Origin of the sequence: Pedobacter sp. UC225_65 (assembly GCF_042698365.1) — a bacterium.
Lineage (GTDB): Bacteria > Bacteroidota > Bacteroidia > Sphingobacteriales > Sphingobacteriaceae > Pedobacter.
The window spans coordinates 4285365-4310721 of record NZ_CP170550.1 but is presented as its reverse complement, the minus strand read 5'-3'; the positions used below and the strand labels follow the sequence as shown (position 1 = coordinate 4310721).

Annotated in this window: 24 protein-coding genes and 4 pseudogenes; 10 read left to right on the top strand and 18 right to left on the bottom strand. The window is 38.5% G+C overall.

All coding sequences use genetic code 11. The features are described 5' to 3' along the window. The first annotated feature begins 11 nt into the window (after positions 1 to 11). Positions 12 to 767 carry a hypothetical protein gene (locus ACFJIZ_RS22685; RefSeq protein WP_379089443.1) on the top strand — a complete coding sequence of 252 codons (756 nt, stop codon included), beginning with the start codon at positions 12 to 14 and terminating at the stop codon, positions 765 to 767. A gap of 73 nt (positions 768 to 840) precedes the next feature. Here the strand turns inward: ACFJIZ_RS22685 and ACFJIZ_RS22680 are convergent. Beyond that, positions 841 to 3378 (bottom strand): annotated as a pseudogene (locus tag ACFJIZ_RS22680) (ATP-dependent Clp protease ATP-binding subunit). Between the two features lie 519 nt (positions 3379 to 3897). Between ACFJIZ_RS22680 and ACFJIZ_RS22675 the strand changes: the two are divergent. After that, complete coding sequence (locus ACFJIZ_RS22675; protein ID WP_379089442.1) at positions 3898 to 4074, top strand: hypothetical protein; 177 nt, start codon at positions 3898 to 3900, stop codon at positions 4072 to 4074. Between the two features lie 77 nt (positions 4075 to 4151). Further along, positions 4152 to 4388, top strand: a complete 237-nt coding sequence (locus ACFJIZ_RS22670) for a hypothetical protein (protein WP_379089440.1) — start codon at positions 4152 to 4154, stop codon at positions 4386 to 4388. Positions 4389 to 4511: 123 nt separating this feature from the next. Here the strand turns inward: ACFJIZ_RS22670 and ACFJIZ_RS22665 are convergent, their stop codons facing one another. Together ACFJIZ_RS22665 and ACFJIZ_RS22660 are read right to left on the bottom strand one after the other, a co-directional pair. Then, the gene (locus tag ACFJIZ_RS22665; RefSeq protein WP_379089439.1) at positions 4512 to 4946 is read right to left on the bottom strand and encodes a DinB family protein; all 435 of its coding nucleotides are present in this window, start codon (positions 4944 to 4946) and stop codon (positions 4512 to 4514) included. A gap of 64 nt (positions 4947 to 5010) precedes the next feature. Then, positions 5011 to 5592 carry a Crp/Fnr family transcriptional regulator gene (locus tag ACFJIZ_RS22660; RefSeq protein WP_379089437.1) on the bottom strand — a complete coding sequence of 194 codons (582 nt, stop codon included), beginning with the start codon at positions 5590 to 5592 and terminating at the stop codon, positions 5011 to 5013. 166 nt (positions 5593 to 5758) lie between these two features. On the opposite strand from ACFJIZ_RS22660, the pseudogene ettA reads away from it, so the two are divergent. Next, positions 5759 to 7439: pseudogene (ettA, locus tag ACFJIZ_RS22655) on the top strand (energy-dependent translational throttle protein EttA). Positions 7440 to 7472: 33 nt separating this feature from the next. Here ettA and ACFJIZ_RS22650 read toward each other — a convergent pair. From ACFJIZ_RS22650 to ACFJIZ_RS22630, 5 genes are all read right to left on the bottom strand, one after another. Further along, the gene (locus tag ACFJIZ_RS22650; protein WP_379089436.1) at positions 7473 to 8090 is read right to left on the bottom strand and encodes an epimerase; all 618 of its coding nucleotides are present in this window, start codon (positions 8088 to 8090) and stop codon (positions 7473 to 7475) included. 41 nt (positions 8091 to 8131) lie between these two features. Then, entirely contained in the window at positions 8132 to 8365 is a 234-nt protein-coding gene (locus ACFJIZ_RS22645; protein WP_379089435.1) for an NAD-dependent epimerase/dehydratase family protein, read from the bottom strand. Between the two features lie 26 nt (positions 8366 to 8391). Further along, positions 8392 to 8790, bottom strand: a complete 399-nt coding sequence (locus ACFJIZ_RS22640) for a hypothetical protein (RefSeq protein WP_379089434.1) — start codon at positions 8788 to 8790, stop codon at positions 8392 to 8394. Positions 8791 to 8801: 11 nt separating this feature from the next. Further along, positions 8802 to 9107: a hypothetical protein gene (locus tag ACFJIZ_RS22635; RefSeq protein ID WP_379089432.1), complete on the bottom strand. Its 306-nt coding sequence runs from the start codon at positions 9105 to 9107 to the stop codon at positions 8802 to 8804. A 100-nt stretch (positions 9108 to 9207) separates the two neighbouring features. Then, positions 9208 to 9711 carry a GbsR/MarR family transcriptional regulator gene (locus ACFJIZ_RS22630; protein WP_379089430.1) on the bottom strand — a complete coding sequence of 168 codons (504 nt, stop codon included), beginning with the start codon at positions 9709 to 9711 and terminating at the stop codon, positions 9208 to 9210. Between the two features lie 191 nt (positions 9712 to 9902). Here ACFJIZ_RS22630 and ACFJIZ_RS22625 point away from each other — a divergent pair, with 191 nt between their 5' ends. After that, on the top strand, positions 9903 to 10289 hold the full coding sequence (locus tag ACFJIZ_RS22625) for a PleD family two-component system response regulator (protein ID WP_379089428.1): 387 nt from the start codon (positions 9903 to 9905) through the stop codon (positions 10287 to 10289). A gap of 100 nt (positions 10290 to 10389) precedes the next feature. Here ACFJIZ_RS22625 and ACFJIZ_RS22620 read toward each other — a convergent pair whose 3' ends face one another. The 4 genes from ACFJIZ_RS22620 to ACFJIZ_RS22605 all read right to left on the bottom strand — a co-directional run bounded on the left by ACFJIZ_RS22620 (position 10390) and on the right by ACFJIZ_RS22605 (position 12002). After that, positions 10390 to 10560, bottom strand: coding sequence for a DUF1456 family protein (locus ACFJIZ_RS22620; protein WP_379089426.1), 171 nt, complete (start codon positions 10558 to 10560; stop codon positions 10390 to 10392). A 134-nt stretch (positions 10561 to 10694) separates the two neighbouring features. Continuing rightward, on the bottom strand, positions 10695 to 10976 hold the full coding sequence (locus tag ACFJIZ_RS22615) for a DbpA RNA binding domain-containing protein (protein WP_379089425.1): 282 nt from the start codon (positions 10974 to 10976) through the stop codon (positions 10695 to 10697). After that, on the bottom strand, positions 10945 to 11283 hold the full coding sequence (locus ACFJIZ_RS22610) for a helicase-related protein (protein WP_379089423.1): 339 nt from the start codon (positions 11281 to 11283) through the stop codon (positions 10945 to 10947). The genes ACFJIZ_RS22615 and ACFJIZ_RS22610 overlap by 32 nt, the downstream gene beginning before the upstream one ends. Further along, a complete protein-coding gene (locus ACFJIZ_RS22605) occupies positions 11280 to 12002 on the bottom strand; it encodes a DEAD/DEAH box helicase (protein WP_379089420.1) in 723 nt (240 codons plus the stop codon). The genes ACFJIZ_RS22610 and ACFJIZ_RS22605 overlap by 4 nt, the downstream gene beginning before the upstream one ends. A gap of 249 nt (positions 12003 to 12251) precedes the next feature. On the opposite strand from ACFJIZ_RS22605, the gene ACFJIZ_RS22600 reads away from it, so the two are divergent. Beyond that, the gene (locus ACFJIZ_RS22600; RefSeq protein WP_055132164.1) at positions 12252 to 12725 is read left to right on the top strand and encodes a ribonuclease H-like YkuK family protein; all 474 of its coding nucleotides are present in this window, start codon (positions 12252 to 12254) and stop codon (positions 12723 to 12725) included. Positions 12726 to 12738: 13 nt separating this feature from the next. Here ACFJIZ_RS22600 and ACFJIZ_RS22595 read toward each other — a convergent pair whose 3' ends face one another. From ACFJIZ_RS22595 to ACFJIZ_RS22585, 3 genes are all read right to left on the bottom strand, one after another. Further along, entirely contained in the window at positions 12739 to 13386 is a 648-nt protein-coding gene (locus tag ACFJIZ_RS22595; protein ID WP_379089416.1) for a DUF4468 domain-containing protein, read from the bottom strand. After that, on the bottom strand, positions 13376 to 14422 hold the full coding sequence (locus tag ACFJIZ_RS22590; protein ID WP_379089414.1) for a porin: 1047 nt from the start codon (positions 14420 to 14422) through the stop codon (positions 13376 to 13378). The genes ACFJIZ_RS22595 and ACFJIZ_RS22590 overlap by 11 nt, the downstream gene beginning before the upstream one ends. Before the next feature lie 91 nt (positions 14423 to 14513). Continuing rightward, a complete protein-coding gene (locus ACFJIZ_RS22585) occupies positions 14514 to 15872 on the bottom strand; it encodes an ammonium transporter (protein ID WP_379089411.1) in 1359 nt (452 codons plus the stop codon). Between the two features lie 337 nt (positions 15873 to 16209). On the opposite strand from ACFJIZ_RS22585, the gene ACFJIZ_RS22580 reads away from it, so the two are divergent. Then, positions 16210 to 16680 carry a hypothetical protein gene (locus ACFJIZ_RS22580; protein ID WP_379089408.1) on the top strand — a complete coding sequence of 157 codons (471 nt, stop codon included), beginning with the start codon at positions 16210 to 16212 and terminating at the stop codon, positions 16678 to 16680. Here the strand turns inward: ACFJIZ_RS22580 and ACFJIZ_RS22575 are convergent. Further along, the gene (locus ACFJIZ_RS22575; protein WP_379089406.1) at positions 16677 to 18944 is read right to left on the bottom strand and encodes a family 20 glycosylhydrolase; all 2268 of its coding nucleotides are present in this window, start codon (positions 18942 to 18944) and stop codon (positions 16677 to 16679) included. The genes ACFJIZ_RS22580 and ACFJIZ_RS22575 overlap by 4 nt on opposite strands. A gap of 34 nt (positions 18945 to 18978) precedes the next feature. Continuing rightward, positions 18979 to 19926: a TIGR01212 family radical SAM protein gene (locus ACFJIZ_RS22570; RefSeq protein WP_379094187.1), complete on the bottom strand. Its 948-nt coding sequence runs from the start codon at positions 19924 to 19926 to the stop codon at positions 18979 to 18981. 190 nt (positions 19927 to 20116) lie between these two features. Between ACFJIZ_RS22570 and ACFJIZ_RS22565 the strand changes: the two genes are divergently transcribed. Together ACFJIZ_RS22565 and ACFJIZ_RS22560 are read left to right on the top strand one after the other, a co-directional pair. Further along, positions 20117 to 21016, top strand: coding sequence for an RCC1 domain-containing protein (locus ACFJIZ_RS22565; protein ID WP_379089403.1), 900 nt, complete (start codon positions 20117 to 20119; stop codon positions 21014 to 21016). Further along, positions 20989 to 21144: pseudogene (locus ACFJIZ_RS22560) on the top strand (hypothetical protein); the annotation flags it as partial. The gene ACFJIZ_RS22565 and the pseudogene ACFJIZ_RS22560, both read left to right, overlap by 28 nt. Before the next feature lie 228 nt (positions 21145 to 21372). On the opposite strand, the gene ACFJIZ_RS22555 reads toward ACFJIZ_RS22560, so the two are convergent. Further along, positions 21373 to 22788 (bottom strand): APC family permease, encoded by a 1416-nt coding sequence (locus tag ACFJIZ_RS22555; RefSeq protein ID WP_379089400.1) that lies wholly within the window; start codon positions 22786 to 22788, stop codon positions 21373 to 21375. Positions 22789 to 23018: 230 nt separating this feature from the next. Between ACFJIZ_RS22555 and ACFJIZ_RS22550 the strand changes: the two are divergent. Further along, positions 23019 to 25312, top strand: a pseudogene (locus ACFJIZ_RS22550) (sodium-translocating pyrophosphatase). The last annotated feature ends 45 nt before the right edge of the window (positions 25313 to 25357 follow it).

Here is a 25357-nt window from a genome sequence, read left to right as displayed (position 1 = left end):
AAGATAAGCCTTTGAAAAACCTACAATTTTTATTTTTAATAGTCATTTGTACCCTAACTGCTTCGGCACAAAGTACAAACGACTGGCGGTTGACTAAAAAAAATTATAAAGGAGCTGATTGGACAGAGACAATAACCTACAGTTATACCAATAAATGGCAATTGAAAGAAGTAAAACAGGTACAGGACAATAAATTAGTGCAGGTACTCCATAACTTTACCTACAATAGCAATGGAAAAACAACAGGTTATCAAGAGATCAATATTGGAGTAAGCAGTATTAAAACATTTGTACTCTCTTACGATGCCCAAGAACGTTTACAAGAAAAAAAGGTACAGCATTTTAAAGATGGCAAGGAAAATTTCAAAACAGTTACCACTTTTAGCTATACAGCAAATAAAGTAACCGCAACCAAAGAAATCATTACAAAGAATGGCAATGCTACTGTTGTTTCTGAATATCAGTTAGACGACAAGGGTAATGTATTAACAAGTATTGGAGATACGAAGGCTGCAGCTACCTACACCAATTACAAAAAATACGATGACACCAAAAATCCTTTGTTATTTACCGGCTCTCTTATTGATAAAGATATCTTATCTCTTAACAATCCTAGGCAAGTGTCATTTTCTGGCAGTAGTAGCTTAGATTTTGTGATCAAGAAAAATGCTTTGAATCTGGTAACCGCTATTGAGGAGCATTTAGATAATGGCCCTTATCAAATTATAAATGTGAATACCTATACTTACATATCTATAAAGAAATAGGATTTACAGCAAATTTTGTATAAAAAAAGCCCGAAGTAAAATGTACTTCGGGCTTTTCTATTCACCGTTAAACTTAAGCTCCCTCTTCTTTTTTCTTTTTCTTACCACTGCTTTTGTTCACCACGGTAATTTCCTCTTTTTCTTTATCGTAATCGATTTCTAAAGTATCTCCGTCATGGATCTCGCCTTTCAGGATTTCCTCAGCAATCGGATCTTCTAAATATTTCTGGATGGCACGTTTTAAAGGACGAGCACCAAAATTACTATCAAAACCTTTTTCAGCAATGAAATCTTTCGCTACGTCAGTCAGTTTCACTTCGTATCCTAAGTTGTGTACACGACCGAATAAAGATTTCAATTCAATATCGATCATCTTGAAGATTTCGTCTTTACCTAAACTGTTAAATACCACCACATCATCAACCCTATTTAAAAACTCAGGAGCAAAAGCACGTTTCAATGCATTTTCAATTACACCACGGCTATGTGCATCACTTTGGCTAACTTTTGCCGAAGTAGAGAAACCAACACCTGCACCAAAATCTTTCAATTGGCGTGCACCAATATTAGAAGTCATAATGATGATCGTATTTCTGAAATCCACTTTTCTTCCCAAACTATCAGTCAGTTGTCCTTCATCTAATACTTGCAACAAGATATTGAACACATCTGGATGCGCTTTTTCGATCTCATCCAATAAGATAACGGCATAAGGTTTTCTGCGTACTTTTTCAGTCAATTGTCCACCTTCTTCGTAACCTACATATCCTGGAGGCGCACCTACCAAACGAGATACCGCAAATTTCTCCATGTACTCGCTCATGTCTATTTGGATCAGTGAATCGTCACTGTCAAACATAAAACGAGCCAGTTCTTTTGCCAATTCTGTTTTACCAACACCTGTTGGACCTAAGAAAATAAATGAACCAATTGGTTTTTTAGGATCTTTTAATCCAGCTCTGGTACGTTGGATCGCTTTGGTTAATTTTTTGATCGCATCATCCTGACCAATCGATCTTCTCTGCAACAGTTTCGTACATGTTCAATAGTTTAACACTATCGGTTTGTCCAACACGTTGTAAAGGAATACCTGTCATCATTGAAACTACTTCGGCTACATTGTCTTCTGTAACTTCGTAACGTTTCGTTTTGGTTTCAGCTTCCCATTCTGCTTTGGCACGCTCCAACTCCTCTAACAGATTTTTCTCAGTATCGCGTAGTTTTGCGGCCTCTTCATATTTCTGGCTTTTCACCACTTTGTTCTTTTCAATCTTAATATCCTCTATCTTACTTTCGATAGTGATGATATTTTCTGGAACATGGATATTGGTCAAATGTACCCTAGAACCGGCCTCATCCAAAGCATCAATTGCTTTATCTGGTAAGAAACGGTCTGTAATGTATCTTGAAGTTAAAGCCACACAAGCGTTAATAGCTTCGTCTGTATAAGTTACACCATGGTGTTCTTCATATTTTTCTTTGATACGGTTTAGGATCTCCACAGTCTCATCTGGTGTAGCTGGCTCAATCATTACCTTTTGGAAACGACGATCCAAAGCACCATCCTTTTCAATATATTGACGGTACTCATCTAAAGTAGTTGCACCGATACATTGGATCTCGCCCCTTGCCAATGCAGGTTTGAACATGTTCGATGCATCTAATGAACCAGATGCGCCACCTGCGCCAACAATGGTATGGATCTCGTCAATGAACAAGATCACATCCGTAGATTTTTCCAACTCGTTCATCACCGCTTTCATTCGCTCCTCAAATTGGCCACGGTATTTGGTACCTGCAACCAAAGAAGCCAAATCTAACGTAACTACACGTTTGTTAAACAATACCCTCGACACTTTACGTTGTACAATCCTTAAAGCCAAACCTTCGGCAATGGCAGATTTACCAACTCCAGGTTCACCAATTAAAATTGGGTTGTTCTTTTTTCTACGTGACAAGATCTGAGAAACACGTTCGATTCTTTCTCACGACCAACAATAGGGTCTAAGCGGCCTTCTTCTGCAGCACGTGTTAGGTCACGACCAAAATTATCCAATACCGGAGTTTTAGATTTAATGTCTGATACTTTTTTTGGTGCACTGAAGCTTTCCTCTTCTTGAAAATCATCATCTCCACCACCTGCAGTACCACCACCTTGGGCTTCATCTCTAAAACCATTTTTATTTACTTCAACCTCTTGTTTAAAGATTTCGTAAGTAATATTGTATTGTAATAAGATCTGTGAGGCAATGTTGTCATCATCTCTTAAAATAGACAATAACAGATGCTCCGTACCGATCAGATCGCTCTTAAATATCTTAGCTTCAAGATAGGTGATCTTTAACACCTTTTCTGCCTGTTTGGTCAATGGGATGTTACCCAGATTAACGGTTACACTAGAAGTACCGCGAACGGCCTCTTCAATTGAACGGCGAAGCTTTGAGGTATCAACGCCTAATGATTTTAAAATCTTAATCGCCATACCATCGCCTTCGCGAATAAGGCCCAACAACAAATGCTCTGCGCCTATATAATCGTGTCCTAACCTCAGGGCCTCTTCCCTGCTGAAAGAAATCACGTCTTTTACCTGTGGAGAAAATTTAGCTTCCATAATATGTGTGTAAACCAGATGACTCTAAACTATAAATTTGTTTTATAAATACGGTCCCTGATTTTTTATATTTTATCAACAATTACGCCATTTTGGTGGATAAGGTTGTTATTTATGATGCTAATAAACAAAAAATAGCGGCTTATCCAAAAATGTTTCTGCTTTTATCATTTACGTAAATGATACACAAATAGGTTTTTAGCTTTGTTAAACCCATTTTAAATGCAACCTAAGACAGATTGTCTCTCTATTGTAAGGTTTTATCAACATTAAAAAACTGACAAATTGTTACCTGCCTACTCCAAAAAATAGCAGTTTTGACAGCTAGTACCTACTTGAGCAATGATGACAAGCTTGATCTCAATTTTCGTTATAGATTAAGTTATTTAATCCATGGTTATTTATATTATCCTACTGTTTTATTCCTTCTTGATTAACAATCCTGTGATTTTATATTCATTCTGCCATATTTACGCTTTATCCCATCCTCATTAATTAGTAAAATCTTATATTTGGGTTATGAATAACATTTACGTAAAACTAGCTGTTGTATTTCTTATTTTGATCTTGCTTTACATCCGAAGAAGAGAAAATAAAGGGATTTTATTACCCATTTTATTCATTGTCATCACCATTTCGGTATTGTACTACTTTAGAAATACCCTACAGATTGGCCAATTCTTCACCCTTCGTTAAACGACCTAAAATCTCCGTCATCAATAAATTAGGTTTTATAATGAATCTTGCTAATCTTTATATAAAAAATTACCATTATGCCTAAATTGGATATTGAAAAGAAAATTGCAAAAGAGATCGAAACCATCAGGACCGAAATCAGCAAGCTGGAAACCAGACTACAGGAATGGGAAAAAATCTCTAATGATTACCAGATCAACAAAGTAACCATCGAAAGTATCTTATCACTGCATGCGGCGCCAGACTTAAGTGATGGGGCTTCAGGAACTAGAGGGGGCAGAAAAGCTAAAAATACGGCGAGTAAGAAGAAATAATTGATCAGGTTGCCTACAGATTTCTACTGGCCTGTTGCATGTGCCTTTCGTTGTGCATAACCATAAACTGAAGCACATCTCCTAATTTTAAATTGATCAGTTTTGCGATTGATATTGGGATTTTTATGGCATTAAGATCACATTGCTTGCTAACCTTAAGTAACCCATTAAGGCTTGTTGTTGGCGGATAAACGTTTCCACCACTACCTCAGCATCTAGTATTGGTGCCGGGACATGTAAATGGGCTGCTTTATACTTTTTGGCACCTTTCGATACATCCATCATATTTGTAAAGTAAGTACCCAACCAACTGCTTTTAAAGGTATCCGCAGGTTGCCCCGAAAAATTGTGCAATCCCTTTTCAATCCTTGGCAGGTAATAATTGCCATAGGTATTCAAATGTTCAAGGCATTGTACAATACTCCATCCGCCATTACTTGCTGGTGCTTTTAACACCGTAATTGTGTTGGGCCTAAATTTAAGGGTTGCTTCATTCAAATGGCGCTCAACCATCAATGCTAAGCTGGCCAATAACTCGTTCTTGTTTACAGTTTTCATTTTAATCATCTCCCCACAAAAATAAGGCAGCAGCTAGACAGTATTGTTGGTATTTACCATGATTTTAAATGACAATGGTATTGATGAACTTGCTGAAATTGGTGGCATCGATACCGATATAGTTAGCCAGGTATTTGTGCGGCACCAACTGCAAGATGTGTGGACTGCGTTGGAGCAAGGTCCTAAATTTTTCTTCTGACGAAAAACTTTGCAACTCTACCAATCGCTCTAATGTGCCATTCAAAGCACCTGCCAATCCATTCCTTACAAATGAACTGACTGCCCTATTGGTATCCATCCATAGCTTAAGGTCAGTATAATGTGCCCTTAAAAAGGTAGAAGAACTCAAAGTTTCATAGTCATATTTAGCAGGCACCTGTAACATTAACGAATCCAATACACCTCCAAAGGATGGCCCATATGTAAATAAGATGGTCGCCTCTCTATCCTTGTGGTCGATATGATAAATACGTTGTACCCCACTCGACACAAAGTATAGATATTTCTCTATTTCTCCTGCGGCGCTCACTATGGTTTTGCGTTTGGCTTCAAATGGTTTCCAGATCTGGGCAAATCCATTCCAATCTTTCTCCGGTAAAGTGGCTATGGCATCAACAAGCTGTTTCAATTGGAGGAGTTCCGTCATGGGGCTAAATATTTACATCTTCAAATTTAGAAATTGTATTGGTAAACCAACAAATGCACATTTTAAAGGCTATTTAAATTTACTTTTTTTATGAGCTTGGCATTTTGTTACTAGCATCCCTTGTTTATCTTTGTATCCGCTTCTTTTAATAAGTAGACAAAAAATTATGGCAGACGAAAAAATAATCTTTTCAATGGCTGGTGTAAATAAAATTTACCCACCGCAAAAACAGGTGCTCAAAAACATTTATTTATCATTCTTTTACGGTGCCAAAATCGGCGTGATCGGTTTAAATGGTTCAGGTAAATCATCCTTGTTAAAAATCATTGCCGGCCTTGATAAATCTTTTCAGGGTGAAGTTGTTTTTAACGCAGGTTACAGTGTGGGTTATTTGGCACAAGAACCGATCTTAGATGAAAACAAAACCGTTAGAGAAGTAGTGGAAGAAGGTGTTGCCGAAATTACTGCCATCCTTAAAGAATACGAAGAGATCAATGAAATGTTCGGCCTGGAAGAAAATTATTCTGATGCCGACAAAATAGATAAACTGATGCAGCGCCAAGGCGAACTGCAAGACAAGATCGATGCTGTAAATGCTTGGGAACTTGACAATAAACTAGAAAGGGCAATGGATGCTTTGCGTTGTCCGGATCCTGAAACCAAAATTGGTGTACTTTCTGGAGGTGAGCGCCGCCGTGTGGCCATGTGCCGTTTGTTGCTGCAAGAACCAGATGTTTTGTTGCTAGATGAGCCTACCAACCACTTGGATGCCGAAAGTATCGATTGGTTAGAGCAATTTTTACAGAACTATAAAGGAACTGTTATTGCCGTTACCCACGATAGGTATTTCTTGGATAACGTAGCAGGCTGAATCTTAGAACTTGACCGTGGCGAAGGTATTCCTTGGAAAGGGAACTACTCTTCGTGGTTAGACCAAAAAGCAAAACGTTTGGCACAGGAAGACAAAACGGAAAGCAAGCGTCAGAAAACTTTAGAACGTGAGTTAGAGTGGGTACGCATGGCGCCCAAAGCACGTCATGCTAAATCTAAGGCACGTTTGGCCAACTACGACAAATTGGCCTCAGAGGATGGAAAAGAACGCGAAGACAAATTGGAATTGTTTATCCCTGCTGGTCCACGTTTAGGTAATGTAGTGATTGAAGCTACGGATGTAACCAAAGCTTACGGCGATAAAATCCTTTTCGAAAACTTGAATTTCTCTTTACCACCAGCGGGTATTGTTGGTATTATCGGACCAAATGGTGCAGGTAAAACCACTTTGTTCCGTTTAATTACGGGTCAAGAGCAACCAGATGCAGGTACATTTAGGGTTGGTGAAACTGTAGCATTAGGTTATGTAGACCAGATGCACAACGACCTGGATGCCGAGAAAACCGTTTATGAGAACATTACAGATGGTTTAGACAATATCCAATTAGGCAATAAGGCTGTAAATGGTCGTGCTTATGTTTCTAAATTCAATTTCAATGGTGGCGACCAACAGAAAAAAGTTGGCGTGTTATCTGGTGGAGAAAGAAACCGTGTACACTTGGCCATCACCTTAAAAAAAGGAGCCAACGTGCTCTTACTCGATGAGCCTACCAACGATATCGACGTAAACACTTTACGTGCATTGGAAGAAGCCTTAGAAAACTTTGGTGGTTGCGCCGTAGTCGATCAGTCACGATAGGTGGTTTTTAGACAGGATCTGTACACACATTTTAGCTTTTGAAGGTAATTCTGAGGTATATTTCTTTGAAGGCAACTACTCGGATTACGAAGAAAACCGTAAGAAAAGATTGGGTGATGTAACTCCACATCGCATTCGATATAAAAAACTAGTATAATATAAAAAGGCTCCAAATTGGAGCCTTTTTTGTTTAATCTTTGCATAGGATATCGGCTAATGCTATATCAATGGTTTGATATTTAAAGTAATAACCAGCATCTAGAAGTTTCTCCGGAATAACCCATCTGCTTTTCAAAATCAATTCCGTTTCTGTCCCTATCAGCACTGCCCCAAATTTTAGCAACCAAATAGGACAAGGTAAGCCAACTTTTGCACCAACTGTTTGTCTCAATGATTTCATCAACATTTGATTAGTTACAGGATTTGGAGAAGAGCAGTTAAAGACACCTTCCAAATCTTTGCGTGATTGTATAAACAAAATGATTCGGAACAGATCTGCAATATGGATCCAACTAAATAACTGGTCTCCATTTCCCTGTTTGCCTCCTAAACCAAAACGTACAAGGTTTGTGAATGGCTTCATTACTCCTCCTTTTTTGCCCAATACAATTGCCATCCTCAAGGCAATCTGCCGAGTATCGGCAAGTTCGAAATTAAAGAATGCCTGTTCCCAATTTTTGGCTACATCAACAGAAAAACCATTTCCGATTTCACCAGTACTTTCTGTCATCGGCTTATCTGTAGCATGACGATATATAGTAGCGGTACTTGAATTGATCCAAAGCTTTGGGGGATTTTTGCATTTCAAAATTGCGTTACCAAGTAACTTTGTCGTTTCTGTTCTTGACCTTAAGATCTTTCTTTATTCTTTTTATTGTACCGACAGTCAACTGATTTACCAGCAAGATTGATCAACATATCAGAATTTTCAAGACCATTGATAATTTCCTTTTCATTATTCCATTGAATATGTTCGTCCTGTCTAGAGATGATCAACACTTGATAGTCCAGCTTACGAAACTCTTCTATCAAATATTTGCCAATAAACCCAGTTCCACCGGCAATAACTACTTTCTTATCCATGCGATTTATTTTAAACTGTTAATTATTTAAGCCACAATCCTTGGTGGAAATGGTGGTTGTTGAGGCTGATGAGGTTGGCTAGATTTTCTTTTGCCCCTGAAAAAGAAGTAGAGGTTGATAAACAACATCAGTCCAAGGTAAATTGAAAAGCTACCGATCTTATAGCTCAATGCCTCTACCAGATTCTGGTAATCGTTGGTGTACAGATTGATCTTTAGAATCATCAACGCAAATCCGATATTCAAAAGGTAAAAACCTGTTTCAAACAATTTATTGGTGGCTTGGGCGATCTCTTCTCGGCCCTTAAAGATATCCAACATATAAACCTTACTATTTCTAAATAATGTTCTTGATACGTAGAAAGTTAAAAACAGTGCTACTGGAACATAAACAGCATATCCGATTAAAATTTTTGTAGTTTCCATAATTTAAGTATTTAAAGTGTTCTGATTAATTTTTGAATGCTAGTGGTCAATATGATGATATTGAGGTAATGTAAAACCGAAAGGATACTGATAATGATGGCCATCTTAATGGCGATAGCTTCTATCAATTGTAGGGGGGAGTTAATGGTTGCCCAACTGGCCAAGGTCATGGCACAATAACCAATGTTGACCAAATAATACCCTATCAAAAGTATTTTATTGATTTGCTGACATAAGGCTAAATGTCCCGGAATAAGCTCAGCAACAAAGATATTCCCATTTCGATAGCAGATTTTACCAACTACTACAATGATCAAAACTATAAGTATAATAAAAATGCCGTATCCTATCATGTTGTAGTTCATATCTGTAATTATTAAACTTTCAGAAAATATTGAAATTTTTAATTAATTTTTTTTAACTCATCATTTTCACGATCAACTTGGTTAACCAATTGTCTTTGTGTTCAGTTACTTTATCAATCATATTATCTGCCCTTGAAACAAAATCATATAGTTTTTTAGTCTGGCCTACAAAATGTTTGGCCTCGTTGGTATCTGCATCTTCAATGGCAGAAACTTCTTTTAACACTTTTAATGCTGGCTTGATCTCTCTTTTGCTTCTTTCTCTTGCAATTTTCACAGCCAATTCATCTAAATCCTTTTCTGCAGTAAAAAATTCACGTCTTTCACCTTGCTTATATTCTTTATATACAATTCCCCAATCCATTAAGGCTCGCAAGTTCATACTGGCATTGCCTCTAGAAATCTGCAGTTCCTGCATCACCTCTTCCATCGAAACCGCTTCGGCAGATACCATCAAAAGTGCATGATACTGAGCCATCGTTTTATTGATCCCCCACTGTGAACCCAATGCCCCCCAGGTTTGAATAAATTTATTTTTGGCTTCGTTGTAATCCATAGTCAAATGTAGCAAATGTTTTCGAACTTTCAAATATATTTGAAAGTTTATTTTTTATCACTTGAATTTGTGCTTTATAGCTATCCTACAGCCTTAAAATAACCATCTAAAATTTAGTTGTGAACTAAATTAAACTCAATTGGATTTCCATTGTTATATAATTAATCTTACAATCTTATATATTTGCCATTATGAAGAAAATACTAGTCGTAGACGATGATGATGATGTTTTAGAAACCATCCAACTGATCTTAGAAATCGGTGGATATGATGTTGAGCCTTTGAACGATGCCCAATTCATTTTTGACCGTATAGCAGAATTTCAACCAGATTTGATCTTATTAGATGTAGTATTAGGAAAAATTGATGGCAGGGTGATCTGTAGCCAGATCAAATCTCACGATGATACCAAACAGATCCCTATCTTAATGATGTCTGGCTTATATGACCTGAAAGAAATTGAGGATATGGAATGCGCCCCAGACGATTTTGTGTCCAAACCATTTAAAATGGATGCTTTGTTAGAAAAAATAGAAAAATTGGTTGCAAAAAAGACCTCTAATTATAATGTAAATTAAGTTGTTATTGCATTAAACAAGTACATCAACAAGAAAGCTTTGCATGGCCTTTGACAAACTCAACGCTGAATTACCTGTCAAAAGAAAGCTGATTTGAAGTCTATTTTTTCTCTTCTCTTGGTCCGCGTTTATAGATAACCAGACCATTTAAAAAGTTACGTAAAATCTGGTCGCCACATTTCTTAAAATTAGGATGTTCATCATTTCTAAAAATGTCTCCCAGTTCGCTTTTGGTTACGGTAAAGTTAACCAGTTTACAGATCTCTATCAATCTGGTCGCTATTTAAGGATAAAGCTACCCTTAGTTTTTTCATGATATCGTTATTGCTCATTTTTTAATATTTAATATGAAGCTTTCAACTTCTTGACTTCCCAACTTTCGAATTATAGACTTCCGTCTGCCAGCTACATTGCAGCTTCTATTTTTACCTTTTTATTCTTTATCTTCTCGTTGGTCAATGCCCTAACCACTTGCGGAACCAATTTTCTTTTGATGGCCACATAAGATGCCTGGTCTTTTACTTCTATCAAACCTACATCGTCTTTTTGTAATCCCCCTTTTTTCAACAGGAAACCTACAATATCAATCTTATTCACCTTATCTTTTTTACCCGCACTGATATATAAGGTTTGCCAAATGCTGTCTTGAGGTAATTTATAAGGTCCTTTTAGGATCCTCTGTCTCAATATCTGATTTTAAGAAAGGATATTTTTCGTCATCTGCCAAAATAAGGTAGGCTGTACCTTTAGCATGCATACGCGCTGTACGTCCGTTGCGGTGTAAAAAGGCATCTTCGGTATAGGGTAATTGATAGTGGATGATATACTGCACTTCTGGAATATCCAATCCTCTTGCGGCCAAATCTGTAGTGATCAAGATCTTGATGCTACCATTCCTAAATTTTAGCAATGCCCTTTCTCTTTCGTCCTGCTCCATCCCACCATGAAAAATATCATGCGCCAGGTCTTTATCGATCAACAGGTCACTGATCATTCTACCGTTTCCCTGTGGTTACAAAAAATCAGGGTAGTTTTGCTTCCTATTTTACAGATCAGTTCAAATAAAGTGTCCAATTTATCTTCTGCTGTAGTCTGTACTTTTTTCAGTTTCAGGTCTGGGGCAATCTGTACATCTTTTAGAAAATCGATGTTCACCACATTTTTAAGACCGGTAAAAGCTGGAATTTCTTCCATTGCAGTTGCCGATGTCAAGATGCGTTGTTTCAATGATAACAACTGCCCGATGATGTACGACATATCCTCAGTGAAACCAAACTCCAACGCTTTGTCAAATTCGTCCAATACCAAAGTAGTAATGGTCGATTCGTCGAAGTTTTGATGGCGAAGGTGATAAGCGATCCGACCAGGCGTACCGATCAACACTGCAGGCGGTTGCTCTAAATTGTTGCGTTCGGTTTTAATGGGGTGCCCACCATAACAGCAGTTCACCTTAAAACCCGTACCCATTTGTTTAAAAACCTGCTCAATCTGCAAAGCCAGTTCGCGCGATGGTACCAATACCAAACATTGAACTCCCTTGTTGTCTTTTGAAAGGTTATTCAATACCGGCAATAGAAATGCCAATGTTTTACCCGAACCTGTTGGTGCCAAAACCAAAATATCGTTTCCTTTTTTTGTAGCGGCAAAGGCTGCCTTTTGCATTTGGTTAAGTGCGGTAATCTTGAGGTTGTCAAGTACGGGTTGTAACATCATTCTGCAAAGGTAATTATAAGTTGGCAGTTTCTGGTTCACAGTTTCCAGTTATCGATTTACCTGAACCAAAATCAATGCGGGGCCAAAATTTTCAGTCTTCCATTTTCCATCTTCCATACATAAACCGTATCTTGTTGATAACCAATAAAATGTTAGCAAATAAACAATATAGATTTAAAGCAATATTAACATTAACCTCTTAATTTTAAGAAACCTGATTACGGGTTGTTAACCTTAACACCAATACGTATGACCTGGAAGAAATTTAGTGGCGAAGTTATTCATTCGTCAATCTTAGAAGAAGTTGAACAAGCGATCATCCGCGAAACAGGAAACGGCTACAAATTAAAAGTCTGCATTGGCACCGACTCTCAAGTAAAAGGTGCGCTTACTGATTTTGCAACCGTGATTGTGCTACTCAGAGAACATCATGGTGGTTTCATGTATATCGCCCAAGACAAAACTGCACAAAAGATGGGCATCAAAGAACGCATGTTGGTAGAGGTACAGAAATCTATTGAAACCGCTTATTCTATCTGCGACCTGCTTGATATCTATGATGTTGACCTTGAAGTACATGCAGATATCAATACCAATCCGATGTTTAAATCGAACAAGGCGTTGAACGAGGCCATGGGCTATATCTTAAGTATGGGTTTTATCTTTAAGGCTAAACCAGAGGCTTTTGCCAGTTCTACCTGCGCCGACAAAATGGTACACTAGTTGGCAACTCCAACTACCAATTTTTATCTACTATCTTTTGCACAGCTGCAGGCTTAACCACCAACTGTTGATTGGCCATATATTGTTTAAAATTAAAAGCCATTTTTTTTGCGTGACTGGCCGCTTGTAACTGATATTCCTTCCACTGCGAGGCATTTAATTTACCTTGGTCTTTTTCTAAAGGTGTAGCCACGTGGGTACTTGGCACAAAATTGCCGTAACGATCGCGTTGATAAGGAATGAAATTAAAATCGCTCAACCAAAAGCGATATCGGCCATCCTTAACTTCTACATAAAAGCGATACAAGATCTCTCCAGAGGGATGTGACATGACGATCAAAGTTTTGTCTACCACCATTTTTCCATCTGCAACAAATGAAGTATCACCTATTGTCAACCTGAATTTTAACCCTTTCCCTTGTTTTTTTAGGTAATCTTCGGCCCTAAGCTTAAGTACCTCCTTAGTTTTGTCTTTTAGGTCTACCACTTCATAATAAATGAACTTGCCTTGCTCATCAACGGGCAACAGGTTTTCTTCCTGCGCCCTTACCTGCACAGCACCTAGCAATAGTAAAAAGAAACTAAGCATCAACTTCATCCTTAAACCATTAAAAAACGCCAAGTTGCCTTGGCGTTTTTGTATATCTTTATTAAAAGGCATAAACTGCCGCCAAAGAAAATTGAGAAGCAGATTTGGAACCTATAACCCCATTTTTATTGGCAAATCCCTGTGTAAAGTCCTTATCGCTATCAAACCTGATTTCAGGAATAAATGTCAAGCCACCAGATTTGATGTTACCTGAGAAAGTGAAAGACGACACTTTGGCATCTGCAGCAGTACCTACTCCTTTATAATTAAAGAACTCGGCACGCAAGCCTAAAGCAACAGCAGGGGTAAATGCATACTGGGGATATAGTGCCACCCCAGCATAACCTCCATTGTCATTAGAAATGGTATAATCCGCAGCATTCAAGCCCAATTTGAATTTATTTGTAATCTGATACGCAGTAGTCAGATCTAAGATCGTTCCGGTTCCGGCAGCACCTGCAGAACGGCCTGAAAGTACATTCAGATAAGCTGTCCAACCCGCAACAGGCGTAACCGTTAATTGTGCACCAATATGAGATACCCCATTAAAATCTTGATAAACATTCCAATCGTTAAATAAACCCGCCATCAAACTCACTTTATCAGAAAAGGTATAACTGGCTTTGACTCCCGCATTTTGGAAAGGCCCAGAACCGAACAGATAAGAAGTAGAATAGTTAAAGTTCGCTGCTGGCGATATCACCTCATAACCGATAAAAGTGCCCATGTAACCTGCTGTCATGTTAAATTTATCACTGAAAGCATAACTCACATATAAATTCTGGATATGGAAACTATTGCTCGTCTCATCGTAAGCACCTAAGGCATTTGGGATGGATTGCGACTGTCCACGTGGGCCAAAAGACAACTCACCCACAAAAGATGCCTTACCTGTAGTTTTCTTTAAGGCCAAATCTATCATCCCTAACGAAACGGAGTTCTGCTCGTTGGCAAAATAGGTCTTGATATTTCCAGCTTTGTTAAAATCATATTTATAATAAGTATCTACAGAGCCTGAAATCTGTAAGGGTGTCGGGGGAGTTTCTTGTGCAAAGGCCACAGTACCACAACCTAAAACGAGCGTAGAAAGCATGAATTTTATTTTCATCATTTAAAATTTGATAGCATTAAAATTAGACCGGTTAACTAGGGGTAGCAAAGCTGTTTAAGTTTAATCTGAGAACTTAAACAGCTTGATATTATGTGTTTGGAACTTCCTGACCTGCAACGATCAGTGTACCTTGACTGTATTTTTCGTCGTGCTGACTTGCATCCAAACCTTCTTCCTCTTCTTCTGCACTTACGCGGATTGGTTGTACCAAATTGATGACCTTAAAGATCACAAACGACATTACAAAACTGAATACGATCACGATGAAGGCTCCTTTCAATTGGGTAAAGAAAAATTCTGGGTTGCCATATAACAAACCATCGGCACCTGCGGCATTTACCGTTTTTGTAGCAAACACCCCTGTCAACAACATGCCTACAATACCACCAACACCGTGGCACGGAAATACATCTAAGGTATCATCAAGACTGGTTTTCTGTTTCCACGACACCACTAGGTTAGAGATTACCGCAGCAAACACGCCAATAAAGATGCTAGAAGGAATACTTACAAAACCAGCACCAGGTGTAATGGCAACCAAACCCACTACAGCGCCAATGCAAAAACCTAAAACAGACGGTTTTTTGCCTCTAGCTACATCAAAAAACATCCATGATAAACCGGCAGCTCCGGCAGCAGTATTTGTTGTAATAAACGCAGAAACGGCTAGCGCATTTGCACCCAAGGCAGAACCCGCATTAAAACCGAACCAACCAAACCATAATAGGCCTGTACCAATCAGCACATACGGGATATTGGCAGGTGGAACTTCCTTATGTTCCAGGTGCGATTTTCTACGTTTCAATACCAAAGCACCTGCCAATGCAGCCATCCCTGCAGAAATGTGCACTACGGTACCGCCCGCAAAATCTAGTACGCCCATTTTAAACAATATGCCTTCTGGATGCCAAGTCCAATGTGCCAATGGCGAGTAAACGAAAATGGCAAACAATACAATAAATAAGATATAAGAAGTAAACTTGATGCGCTCTGCCACTGCCCCAACCACCAAACCTGGTGTGATAATGGCGAACATCAGTTGAAATACCGCAAACAGAGACAATGGAATTGTACCCCAAGCTGGACCAGAGTTTACACCCTGAAAAAACAAAAATGTTTTGGGATTGCCGATCAAACCATGAATGGATTGGCCAAAAGCAAGACTAAATCCAACAACCGTCCAAAGTACAGTAATTACTCCAGCCGCAACTACACTTTTGATCATGGTTGACAATACATTTTTACGATGCACCATCCCACCATAGAAAAAAGCAAGACCAGGTGTCATTAAAAATACAAGTGCAGCAGCTATTAAAACGAAGGCAATGTCTGGCGCACTGTACTTTCCCTCATCAAAATTGGGAAGTAGAGGAATAAAAAGAGCTAAAATTGCAAGTATCAATAAAACTGCAAAAGGAGCATACTGTTTAAATAAAATTTTACTCATGAATTTTTGTATTTAGCGTTTGATTTTTAATTAATTAACTAAAACTAAATATAAAAATTCAAAATTTTACCAAAAAAATATCAAAAATGTAAAATATTTTAACTAAAAAATAATAAATAACTAAATTATCATAAATAAAAACATGATTTTACATTAAAAATAACAAATCGAAACTAAAAAACACAAAATATTCACATTATAAATGATAATAACAGACGAAAAACATAAAAACAGACAAAAATATAGGATAAATCAAAAAAAATAACACAAAAAACACCTAATAAATATAAAAATCCAATAAAAACTTATCAAAAACTTATTCCCTATCTTTATAGACATGAAATCATACCATCTACTATTCAAACAATCCTTTCCTATTTCTTTGGCAGAGGCTTGGGATTTCTTCTCCTCGCCAAACAATTTGGCAAAAATCACCCCAGACCACATGGCATTTACGGTTACATCTGATTTTGACCCCACCCAAAAGATGTATCCAGGCATGATCATTACTTATAAGGTATCTCCCCTATTCGGTATCAATTTAAATTGGATGACAGAGATTACCCAAGTTGAGCCCGAGCAGTATTTTATTGACGAACAGCGATTTGGCCCTTTTAAGTTCTGGCACCATCAACACCATTTCAAAGCAATACCAAACGGCGTTGAAATGACGGACATCTTAACTTATGGCCTACCTATGGGAATTTTTGGACAAATGGCGCATGGCCTACTGGTAAAAAACAGGCTAAAAGAAATTTTTGAGTTCCGAAAGCGCAAAACTATCGAGCTTTTTGGCACTTACCACTAATGGAAAAGCACATTGGCATCAATGTCCTTTAATGTGCCTTTTGGAGTTTGATATTGCAATTTTAAGGTATACCCGCCACCACCTTCTATAAAGAGAAGCTCAAATGGATGATAACCTTTTTGTAAAGCAATTTGCGCTACCATTTCTTTTGAAGAGTGCATACCGTCATTATCGATCAATTGTTGGTTAGCTATTTTAAGCACACTGCCATCATCAGATCGCAATGCAAAAGTATATACCCCAGTTTCTTTGGCATAAAAATAACCCATATGTTTTGTAGCAAAACTACCCGCCTTGTTTTCAACAGGTATCTCAATGGCATTTGTTATGGCTTCTTTTGCTAGGTCTTTTGTATTGATCAGGGTTACCGATTTATAAAACTTTGGATAATAATAAAATTTAAGCCCTTTTTTTAAGTTGCTTACATCAAGCGCTTTTAAATAGGTGCTCTTTTTATAATTTACGGTATAAACATCACCTCTAGTTCCGCGACCAGTAAAAGCCGCCATATTAAGCTGCATAGGCTTTGTAATAGTAAGTGAAGTGGGTAGTACTGAAGATGTTGGGGTAGGCCATGTGCCATCAGTTGTATAACGCAGGGTAAGCTCACGATAAGGTTTTTTCACTTGAAGCACTGCTTTATCCACAAAAACGCTTTGTGCCGCAAATCCTTCAATATCTGGCATGCGGTAATTGACTTGCATCAAATCAAGCAATTGGTAGTGTGCCTTTAACCTTTGTTCAAATCCACTCCAATTCGACTGATTACCACTCCATGCAACTTCAGCCAGCGCAAGTAAACGTGGAAAAACCATATATTCTAGTTTACGCTCTGAAGGTATATATTCTGTCCAGATGTTTGCCTGAACTCCTATAATATACTTTCTCTCTTCAGCTGTTAAATTATAGTTAAAAGGGTTAAAACCATAAACTTTTTTTAACGTTCCAGCATCCTGAAGGGCATCAAAATAACAATATTCGCCAGGTGTCATGATTACTTGGTTACCTTTCTCGGCGGCCATTTTTGGTGCTTCAGGAACCCAAGAACGCCAGTACATCATTGTTGCCGTTGACGACAATCCTCCATCCAATATTTCATCCCAACCAATCAACTTTTTGCCTTTGCTATTGAAAAACTTCTCCATTCTATGCACAAAATAGCTTTGTAGCTCATCTATATTCTTCAGTCCCTCTTTTTTCATCAACGCTTCACATTCAGGAACATTCTTCCAACTGCTTTTCTCTACCTCATCGGCGCCTAAATGAATGTATCTACTCGGAAAAAGCGCGGCAATTTCTGCAAATACATTTTCCGCAAATTCAAAGGTAGTTTCCTTACAAGGACATAATGGCTCCGAAAAATCTTTTGCTTGTCCGCCCTTACCCTTAGCTGTTAACCAGGGCATTAAATTAGTAGCGGCCATCATATGGCCAGGCATATCTATTTCAGGAATAATCTCAATACCTTTATTTAAAGCATAGCCAATCAATCCTTTCATTTCTTCTTGTGTATAAAAACCACCATACATCCTTTTCCCATCAATTACCTTAAAGTGTTTTTCTGGAATGGCATAATCTGGATTTGTCTTAGACAGCGCTATACAACTTGAATCTTGTGCATTCATTGTCCTCCAAGCTCCTTTTGCTGTTAATTCTGGATATTTTTTGATTTCAATGCGCCAGCCTTGATCGTCTGTTAGATGCAGATGAAACTTATTGAATTTATAATAAGCCATCCTATCTATCATGGTACGTAAATACGCTAAATCAAAAAAATGTCTAGATACATCTAAATGAACACCTCTCCAAGCAAACTTTGGTTGATCCGTTATGGTAACACAGGGCACTGCAATTGTTTTTTGTCCGTTCTTAAAAAAAGTATGCCCCATCAATTGTTTAAGTGTAGCAATAGCCCAAAAAGCCGCCTGAACCTGCGCTACTTTTATGGTGATCGCATTAGGCTTTACTATTAATTGATAACCTTCCATAGCGCTAATTGATGGGTCTTGAATAAGCGTTACCGAATTTGGGGTTTGTATACTAGTTTTTAATGAAGCTGAAATGCTTTTTAATTCATTAAGTGCAGGCTCAAAATCTTTATCCCCAGTTTTTAGGATAATCTGAGTGGAAAAATTCCAATTGAAACTTCCGACACCAACGGTTAATTTTTCAGGTTTTGGAATAATAGCGAGTTTATCATTTTGCGCATAGGCCAATAAAGGACATAAAGCCACTACAAAGATTAGCTTAACAATTGTTTTCACAGGTATATATTTAGTAAGGTTTAGATAACTAAATCTACAATAAATATTTTGAACCTTGAACTACTCCTCGTCTTTCTATTTCTTTATCGATATAAGTTTGGATAGAAGACTTGTTAAGTCCCCAATTTGGTGCAATCAGCAAGTCCCAATCCGAAATACCAAACAAACGCTGGATCACAATATCCGGCCTTAACAGCGGAATCAGTTCGCAAAGCAAGTCGGTATACTCTTCTAAAGTAAAAAGCTTAAATGGATTTTTCTTGTATTTGGCACCCATGATCGAGCCTTCTACGATATGCAAATGGTGGAATTTCACAAATTTGATCTGTGGAAAACGGTTGATTTCGTGGATATAACCATACATCATTTCTCTGGTTTCCCAAGGAAATCCAAAAATGGTATGCACACAAAGGTCGAGCTTGGTATTGTCCAAAAGTTTTACGGCTTCAACAAATTCTGCATGGCTGCAACCTCTATTGATCTGGTCAAGGGTTTCATCATAGATCGATTCCATCCCCATTTCTAAATCCACATCAAAACGATCGGTATAACTTTCTAACAAAGCTACCTTTTCAGCATCGATACAATCTGGTCTTGTACCTACTGCAAAACCAACCACATCTTCGGTATTGATAGATAAAGCTTCATCGTACATCATCTTTAAATAATGCACTGGCGCATAGGTATTGGTATTAGGTTGGAAATAAACAATAAACTTGTCTGCCTTATAAGAAGTTTTGGCTCTCCGCATCCCTTCTTCCAACTGCTCTTTAATGGTAGGCAGTTTTCTGGAAGGTTCTGGTGTAAAAGAATCTACATTACAATAGGTACAACCTCCATAACCTTTACTTCCATCGCGATTGGGACAGGTAAATCCACCATCCACAATAACCTTAAACACACGCTGTCCATTGTACTTTTCGCGTAAATGTATTCCGTAGTTCTTATAACCTTTTACTCCCGAATCTAATGCTGTTCCCATTGGCTGCAAAAATACGAAATTAGTTTGGAATAGCATCTTTGGCCAATACAGCCCAAACCAAACACTCCATTCTGCATCAGGATAGCTGTTCATCGATTTTAAAGACACATCCATCGATAAGATGCTGATCAACATACCGATGCAGCCTACCTTCATTTTACAAATTAAGAACTACATAAACCTCATTGACATGAAAAAACATTATCTTTTTAAAACTGTCCTTATCTTAATGATAGGCGCAGGAATAATTTTTACAAGTTGTAAAAAAGAAAAAACCGACCCAGAAATACCAACCCCACCTCCGGTAACTGCCGACATTAAAATTGAAGCTGGTGGCGGACATAGTTTTCTATTGAAACCAGATGGTGTGTTATGGGCTGTAGGCTATAATGATTTCGGCCAATTGGGCAGTGGCAATACCGCCAATTCTAATAGCTGGATCAAAGTTGCAGACAATGTCAAAGCCGTTTCGGCTGGTTACCAGCATAGCCTAATCCTGAAAAACGACAATACAGTTTGGGCAGCAGGACTGAATACTTCGGGACAGTTGGGCGATGGCACTAAAACCAATAAAAGCATTTACACACAAGTAGCTACCGGTACAAAAGAAATTTACGCAGGCTATTATTACTCATTCATCCTTAAAACTGACAATACACTTTGGGCAACTGGCGACAATGCCTTCGGAGAGTTGGGAGAAACTCCTACCGGCAATTCAAGAACCACCTTTATCCAAGTAGCTACAGACATCAAAAGTGTAGCGATAGGTGGTAACCATACCCTTTTTCTGAAAACAGACAATACAGTTTGGGCGGCAGGGGCTAATAACGCCGGACAATTGGGAATTGGTAGTATTGGTGGCAGCAGTGACAATAAACTGGTTAAAATTACAGACAATGCCAAAGCTATTGCGGCAGGAATTCTCCATAGCGTGATCCTAAAAAACGACAACAGTCTTTGGAGTTGTGGACTGAATGACAGCGGTCAGTTGGGCAATGGCACAAAAACAACCAGTGGAACTTTAACTCAAATTACAACTAATGTAAAAGCCGTTGATGTAGGATCAGAGGATATAACATCTTTCTGCTGAAAAACGACAACAGTTTTTGGGCCTGCGGATGGAATAATTATGGTCAATTAGCCACCGGAAACAACACAGACCAATCTAGTTTAATCAAAATTACAGACAATGTTATTGATTTTAGTGCTGGTTTTGCCCATGTTTTATTCATGAAAACCGACAAGACCATTTGGGGATCTGGTGCAGATGATATTGGACAGGTCGGCAATGGTACAGTAGGCACCCATAAAAACACTTTGGTTCAAGTTGTAATTCCTTAATAAATCAGAATACATCAGCCTTCAATTACATTGCTATCTTAATCAAAAAGGGCCGGTTCTCAAATGAAAGCCGGCCCTTTGTCTATTAGTTATTAAGGATTAAACCTAGTCTTTTGTTGGTTTGGTCATGTAATAAACAGGGATACCGATCAGCATGATCAATACGCCCCAACCACAAGTAGCTGTTTTTGTGATCAAAAGTCCAACAGAAATGGCAGAAGCCACAATGATGTACAAGAAAGGCAGTACTGGATAACCAAATGCTTTATAAGGACGTTCTGCATTTGGCATCTTTCTTCTTAAAATAAAAATACCGTAGATCGTCAGGATGTAGAATATCAATACAATGATGATCACAAAATCAAGCAGGTCATTGTATCTTCCAGTTAAACATAACAAAGAAGCCCAGACCCCTTGTGCCCATAAAGCCCAAGCCGGCACATCGAACCTATTAAGATGACTTGCCTTTTTAAAGAACAGACCATCTTTTGCCATGGTATAATAAACCCTGGCACCCGCCATGATCAATCCATTGTTACAGGCAAAAGTAGAGATGATCATCATTACCGCAATAATAATCGTCCCTGTATTGCCAAAGATATATTGGGCTGCCGCAACTGCAACACGATCAGATGGCGCACTGGCAATTTCATTCAAGGGAAGCACAGCCACATACATTACGTTGGCCAATATATAGATTACACTTACAATCAGTGTACCCAAGAATAAACTTAAACCCACATTACGCTGTGGATTTTTAATTTCTCCTGCAATAAAGGTTACCCCATTCCAGGCATCGCTACTAAACAAAGAACCAACCATGGCAGCTGCGATACCAGACAATAAGGCCGTACCACTGATACTTACCCACGAAGATGAGCCTGTATCAAACATTTTTGAATCCCATGCATTGGTCCAGTTGGCATTCCAAACTTCAGCTTTTGCTGCCAAGGTTAATCCAAAGATAATTAAGCCAAAAAGAGACAATATTTTAATGATGGTTAAAAACGTTTGCAACATCTTCCCATTTTTAACACCTCTACTATTGATATATGTTAATAAGATAATGGTAACAATAGAAACAAGCTGTGCCGCATTCAATTGAAATGAACCCACTTCGTACAGGATATTCTTATCACTAACAGGTTCGTACAAATAGGCGGCAAATTTAGAAAAGGCCACACCAACGGCCGCGATCGTACCGGTTTGGATCACCGCAAAGAAACTCCAACCGTATAAAAATGCAATTAGTTTATTATAGGCTTCTTTAAGGTAAACATATTGACCACCTGCTTTTGGAAACATGGCACTTAATTCGCCATAACTTACTGCAGCTACCATGGTGATCACAGCGGTTAATACCCAGATAAAAATGAACCAACCAGCAGAACCTACCTGACGGGTAATATCTGCACTTACAATAAATATACCCGACCCGATCATTGAGCCTACGACCAGCATTGTGCCATCAAACAGGCCGAGTTCTCTTTTAAAAGAACCTTCTTCTTTTTGGTTTTCCATTTTTAGTTTGTGTTGTTTGGTTTTTTTAGTTTTATATTAGGCTAATATATATGAAAAAACTGTAAAAAAAATAATGGCAAACGTTAACACAACCAGATTATTACTCAAAAAGAAAAAATGTTAACAATCATTTTCATAAAAATTTGGTTATTAGCTAAACACGCTTATTTTTGCAACCCTTGTATTATTTTTATTTCACAACTAAACAACCAAAAACATAAAATTAAACTATGGATTTTCTACGAGACAATTTAATCTATTCCATCCCTCTATTGGGTCTGATCGGTATCCTGGTCATGGCCGTGAAAAGTGCGTGGGTAAACAGACAAGATGCAGGTGATGCCAATATGCAAGAGCTTGCAGGTTACATTGCCGATGGTGCAATGGCCTTTTTAAAAGCAGAATGGAAAGTACTCAGTATTTTCGTTGTATTTACAGCAGCGCTCTTAGCGTATTCTGGTTCAATTCACGAAATCAATGGCGTTCCAATGCATTCGAGCTGATCATTGCTGTTGCATTTGTTATTGGAGCAGTTTTTTCTGCTTTTGCAGGCTACATTGGCATGAAAGCAGCTACCAAAGCGAATGTGCGTACTACCCAAGCTGCAAGAACCAGTTTAAAACAAGCATTAAAAGTAAGTTTTACTGGTGGAACTGTAATGGGATTAGGTGTTGCTGGTTTAGCAGTACTTGGTTTAGGTGGACTTTTCATCGTTTTCTTACAAATATTCCACGTAATTGCGCCAAACAGTGCTGAAATGAGAACCGCCATTGAAGTACTAACTGGATTTTCTTTAGGAGCTGAATCTATTGCCTTATTTGCCCGTGTTGGTGGAGGTATCTATACCAAAGCAGCCGATGTTGGCGCCGATCTTGTAGGTAAGGTTGAAGCTGGTATTCCAGAAGATGATGTGCGTAATCCTGCAACCATTGCAGATAACGTAGGCGATAACGTAGGTGATGTTGCCGGTATGGGCGCCGATCTATTCGGTTCGTACGTAGCAACCATCCTAGCTACCATGGTTTTGGGACAAGAAATTATCGTTGAAAAAATAAATGGCGTATATGCTGATGGATTAGGTGGTTTTTCACCTGTGCTATTGCCAATGGTGATCTGTGGTTTAGGAATTATATTTTCTATTGTTGGAACTTGGTTCGTTCGTATCAAAGGCGAAGATTCAAATGTACAAACTGCTTTAAATCTTGGAAACTGGAGCTCTATTGTATTGACAGGTGTTGCTTCTTTCTTTATTGTAAAAGCGGTATTACCAGCTACACTACATTTAAGAGGTGTTGATTTTACAAGCATGGATGTCTTTTTTGCGATCATTGTTGGCCTAGTGGTAGGTACGTTGATGAGTATCATTACCGAGTATTATACCGCAATGGGCAAAGGTCCTGTTAATTCGATCATTCAACAGTCTGGTACTGGTCACGCAACTAATATCATTGGTGGTCTTTCTGTAGGGATGAAATCTACCGTTGCTCCTATCTTGGTTTTAGCTGGTGGTATTATCTGTTCCTATTCATTTGCTGGTCTTTATGGAGTTGCAATTGCAGCTGCCGGAATGATGGCAACAACAGCAATGCAGTTAGCCATTGACGCTTTCGGTCCTATTGCTGATAATGCTGGTGGTATTGCAGAAATGAGCCAATTACCTCCAGAAGTTCGTGAACGTACAGACAATTTAGATGCTGTGGGTAACACTACGGCTGCCACAGGTAAAGGATTTGCCATTGCCTCAGCTGCCTTAACTTCATTAGCATTATTTGCTGCCTTTGTAGGTGTTGCAGGCATTAGTGCAATTGACATTTATAAAGCACCTGTATTGGCAGGCCTATTTGTTGGTGCGATGATTCCTTTCATCTTCTCTGCACTTTGTATTGCAGCTGTTGGTAAAGCGGCCATGGATATGGTGCAAGAAGTTCGTCGCCAATTCCGCGAAATCCCTGGAATTATGGAATACAAAGCCAAACCAGAATACGAAAAATGTGTGGCGATATCTACCAAAGCATCTATTCGCGAAATGATGTTGCCAGGTGCAATTGCTTTATTGGTTCCAATCATTGTTGGTTTCGGTTTTAAAGGTGTTTTCCCGGCTGTGAGTTCTGCCGAAATATTAGGCGGTCTATTGGCAGGTGTTACCGTGTCTGGCGTATTGATGGGTATTTTCCAATCTAACGCCGGTGGTGCGTGGGACAATGCTAAAAAGTCATTCGAAAAAGGAGTGAAAATCAATGGAGAGATGTTCTACAAAAAATCAGAACCACATAAAGCTTCTGTAACTGGAGATACGGTGGGTGATCCATTCAAAGATACTTCTGGTCCTTCGATGAACATTTTGATCAAGTTGATGTCTATCGTTTCATTGGTCATTGCGCCATATATCGCCATTAGTGCAACCGACATCAAACCTACTACAGAGGTAATCAAAGAGGTACGCATCCAAAAAACAGTTGATTCTTTGGGTAACGAAAAGACAGAAACCATTAAAAATGAAATCGACACGTTGATCAAACGTTAGTTAAATCATAAATGTTACTAAATAAAGGGGGTTTTGAGCAAAAAT

Coding starts and splice junctions, on each gene's coding strand:
- ACFJIZ_RS22610 (WP_379089423.1), bottom strand. CDS start 11,283: ATGATCAGTGACCTGTTGATCGATAAAGACCTGGCGCATGATATTTTT.
- ACFJIZ_RS22645 (WP_379089435.1), bottom strand. CDS start 8,365: ATGGATAAGAAAGTAGTTATTGCCGGTGGAACTGGGTTTATTGGCAAA.
- ACFJIZ_RS22660 (WP_379089437.1), bottom strand. CDS start 5,592: ATGACGGAACTCCTCCAATTGAAACAGCTTGTTGATGCCATAGCCACT.
- ACFJIZ_RS22570 (WP_379094187.1), bottom strand. CDS start 19,926: ATGGGAACAGCATTAGATTCGGGAGTAAAAGGTTATAAGAACTACGGA.
- ACFJIZ_RS22665 (WP_379089439.1), bottom strand. CDS start 4,946: ATGAAAACTGTAAACAAGAACGAGTTATTGGCCAGCTTAGCATTGATG.
- ACFJIZ_RS22605 (WP_379089420.1), bottom strand. CDS start 12,002: ATGATGTTACAACCCGTACTTGACAACCTCAAGATTACCGCACTTAAC.
- ACFJIZ_RS22595 (WP_379089416.1), bottom strand. CDS start 13,386: ATGCCTTTTAATAAAGATATACAAAAACGCCAAGGCAACTTGGCGTTT.
- ACFJIZ_RS22565 (WP_379089403.1), top strand. CDS start 20,117: ATGAAAAAACATTATCTTTTTAAAACTGTCCTTATCTTAATGATAGGC.
- ACFJIZ_RS22585 (WP_379089411.1), bottom strand. CDS start 15,872: ATGAGTAAAATTTTATTTAAACAGTATGCTCCTTTTGCAGTTTTATTG.
- ACFJIZ_RS22670 (WP_379089440.1), top strand. CDS start 4,152: ATGCCTAAATTGGATATTGAAAAGAAAATTGCAAAAGAGATCGAAACC.
- ACFJIZ_RS22580 (WP_379089408.1), top strand. CDS start 16,210: ATGAAATCATACCATCTACTATTCAAACAATCCTTTCCTATTTCTTTG.
- ACFJIZ_RS22555 (WP_379089400.1), bottom strand. CDS start 22,788: ATGGAAAACCAAAAAGAAGAAGGTTCTTTTAAAAGAGAACTCGGCCTG.
- ACFJIZ_RS22630 (WP_379089430.1), bottom strand. CDS start 9,711: ATGGATTACAACGAAGCCAAAAATAAATTTATTCAAACCTGGGGGGCA.
- ACFJIZ_RS22675 (WP_379089442.1), top strand. CDS start 3,898: ATGAATAACATTTACGTAAAACTAGCTGTTGTATTTCTTATTTTGATC.
- ACFJIZ_RS22640 (WP_379089434.1), bottom strand. CDS start 8,790: ATGGAAACTACAAAAATTTTAATCGGATATGCTGTTTATGTTCCAGTA.
- ACFJIZ_RS22600 (WP_055132164.1), top strand. CDS start 12,252: ATGACCTGGAAGAAATTTAGTGGCGAAGTTATTCATTCGTCAATCTTA.
- ACFJIZ_RS22625 (WP_379089428.1), top strand. CDS start 9,903: ATGAAGAAAATACTAGTCGTAGACGATGATGATGATGTTTTAGAAACC.
- ACFJIZ_RS22590 (WP_379089414.1), bottom strand. CDS start 14,422: ATGAAAATAAAATTCATGCTTTCTACGCTCGTTTTAGGTTGTGGTACT.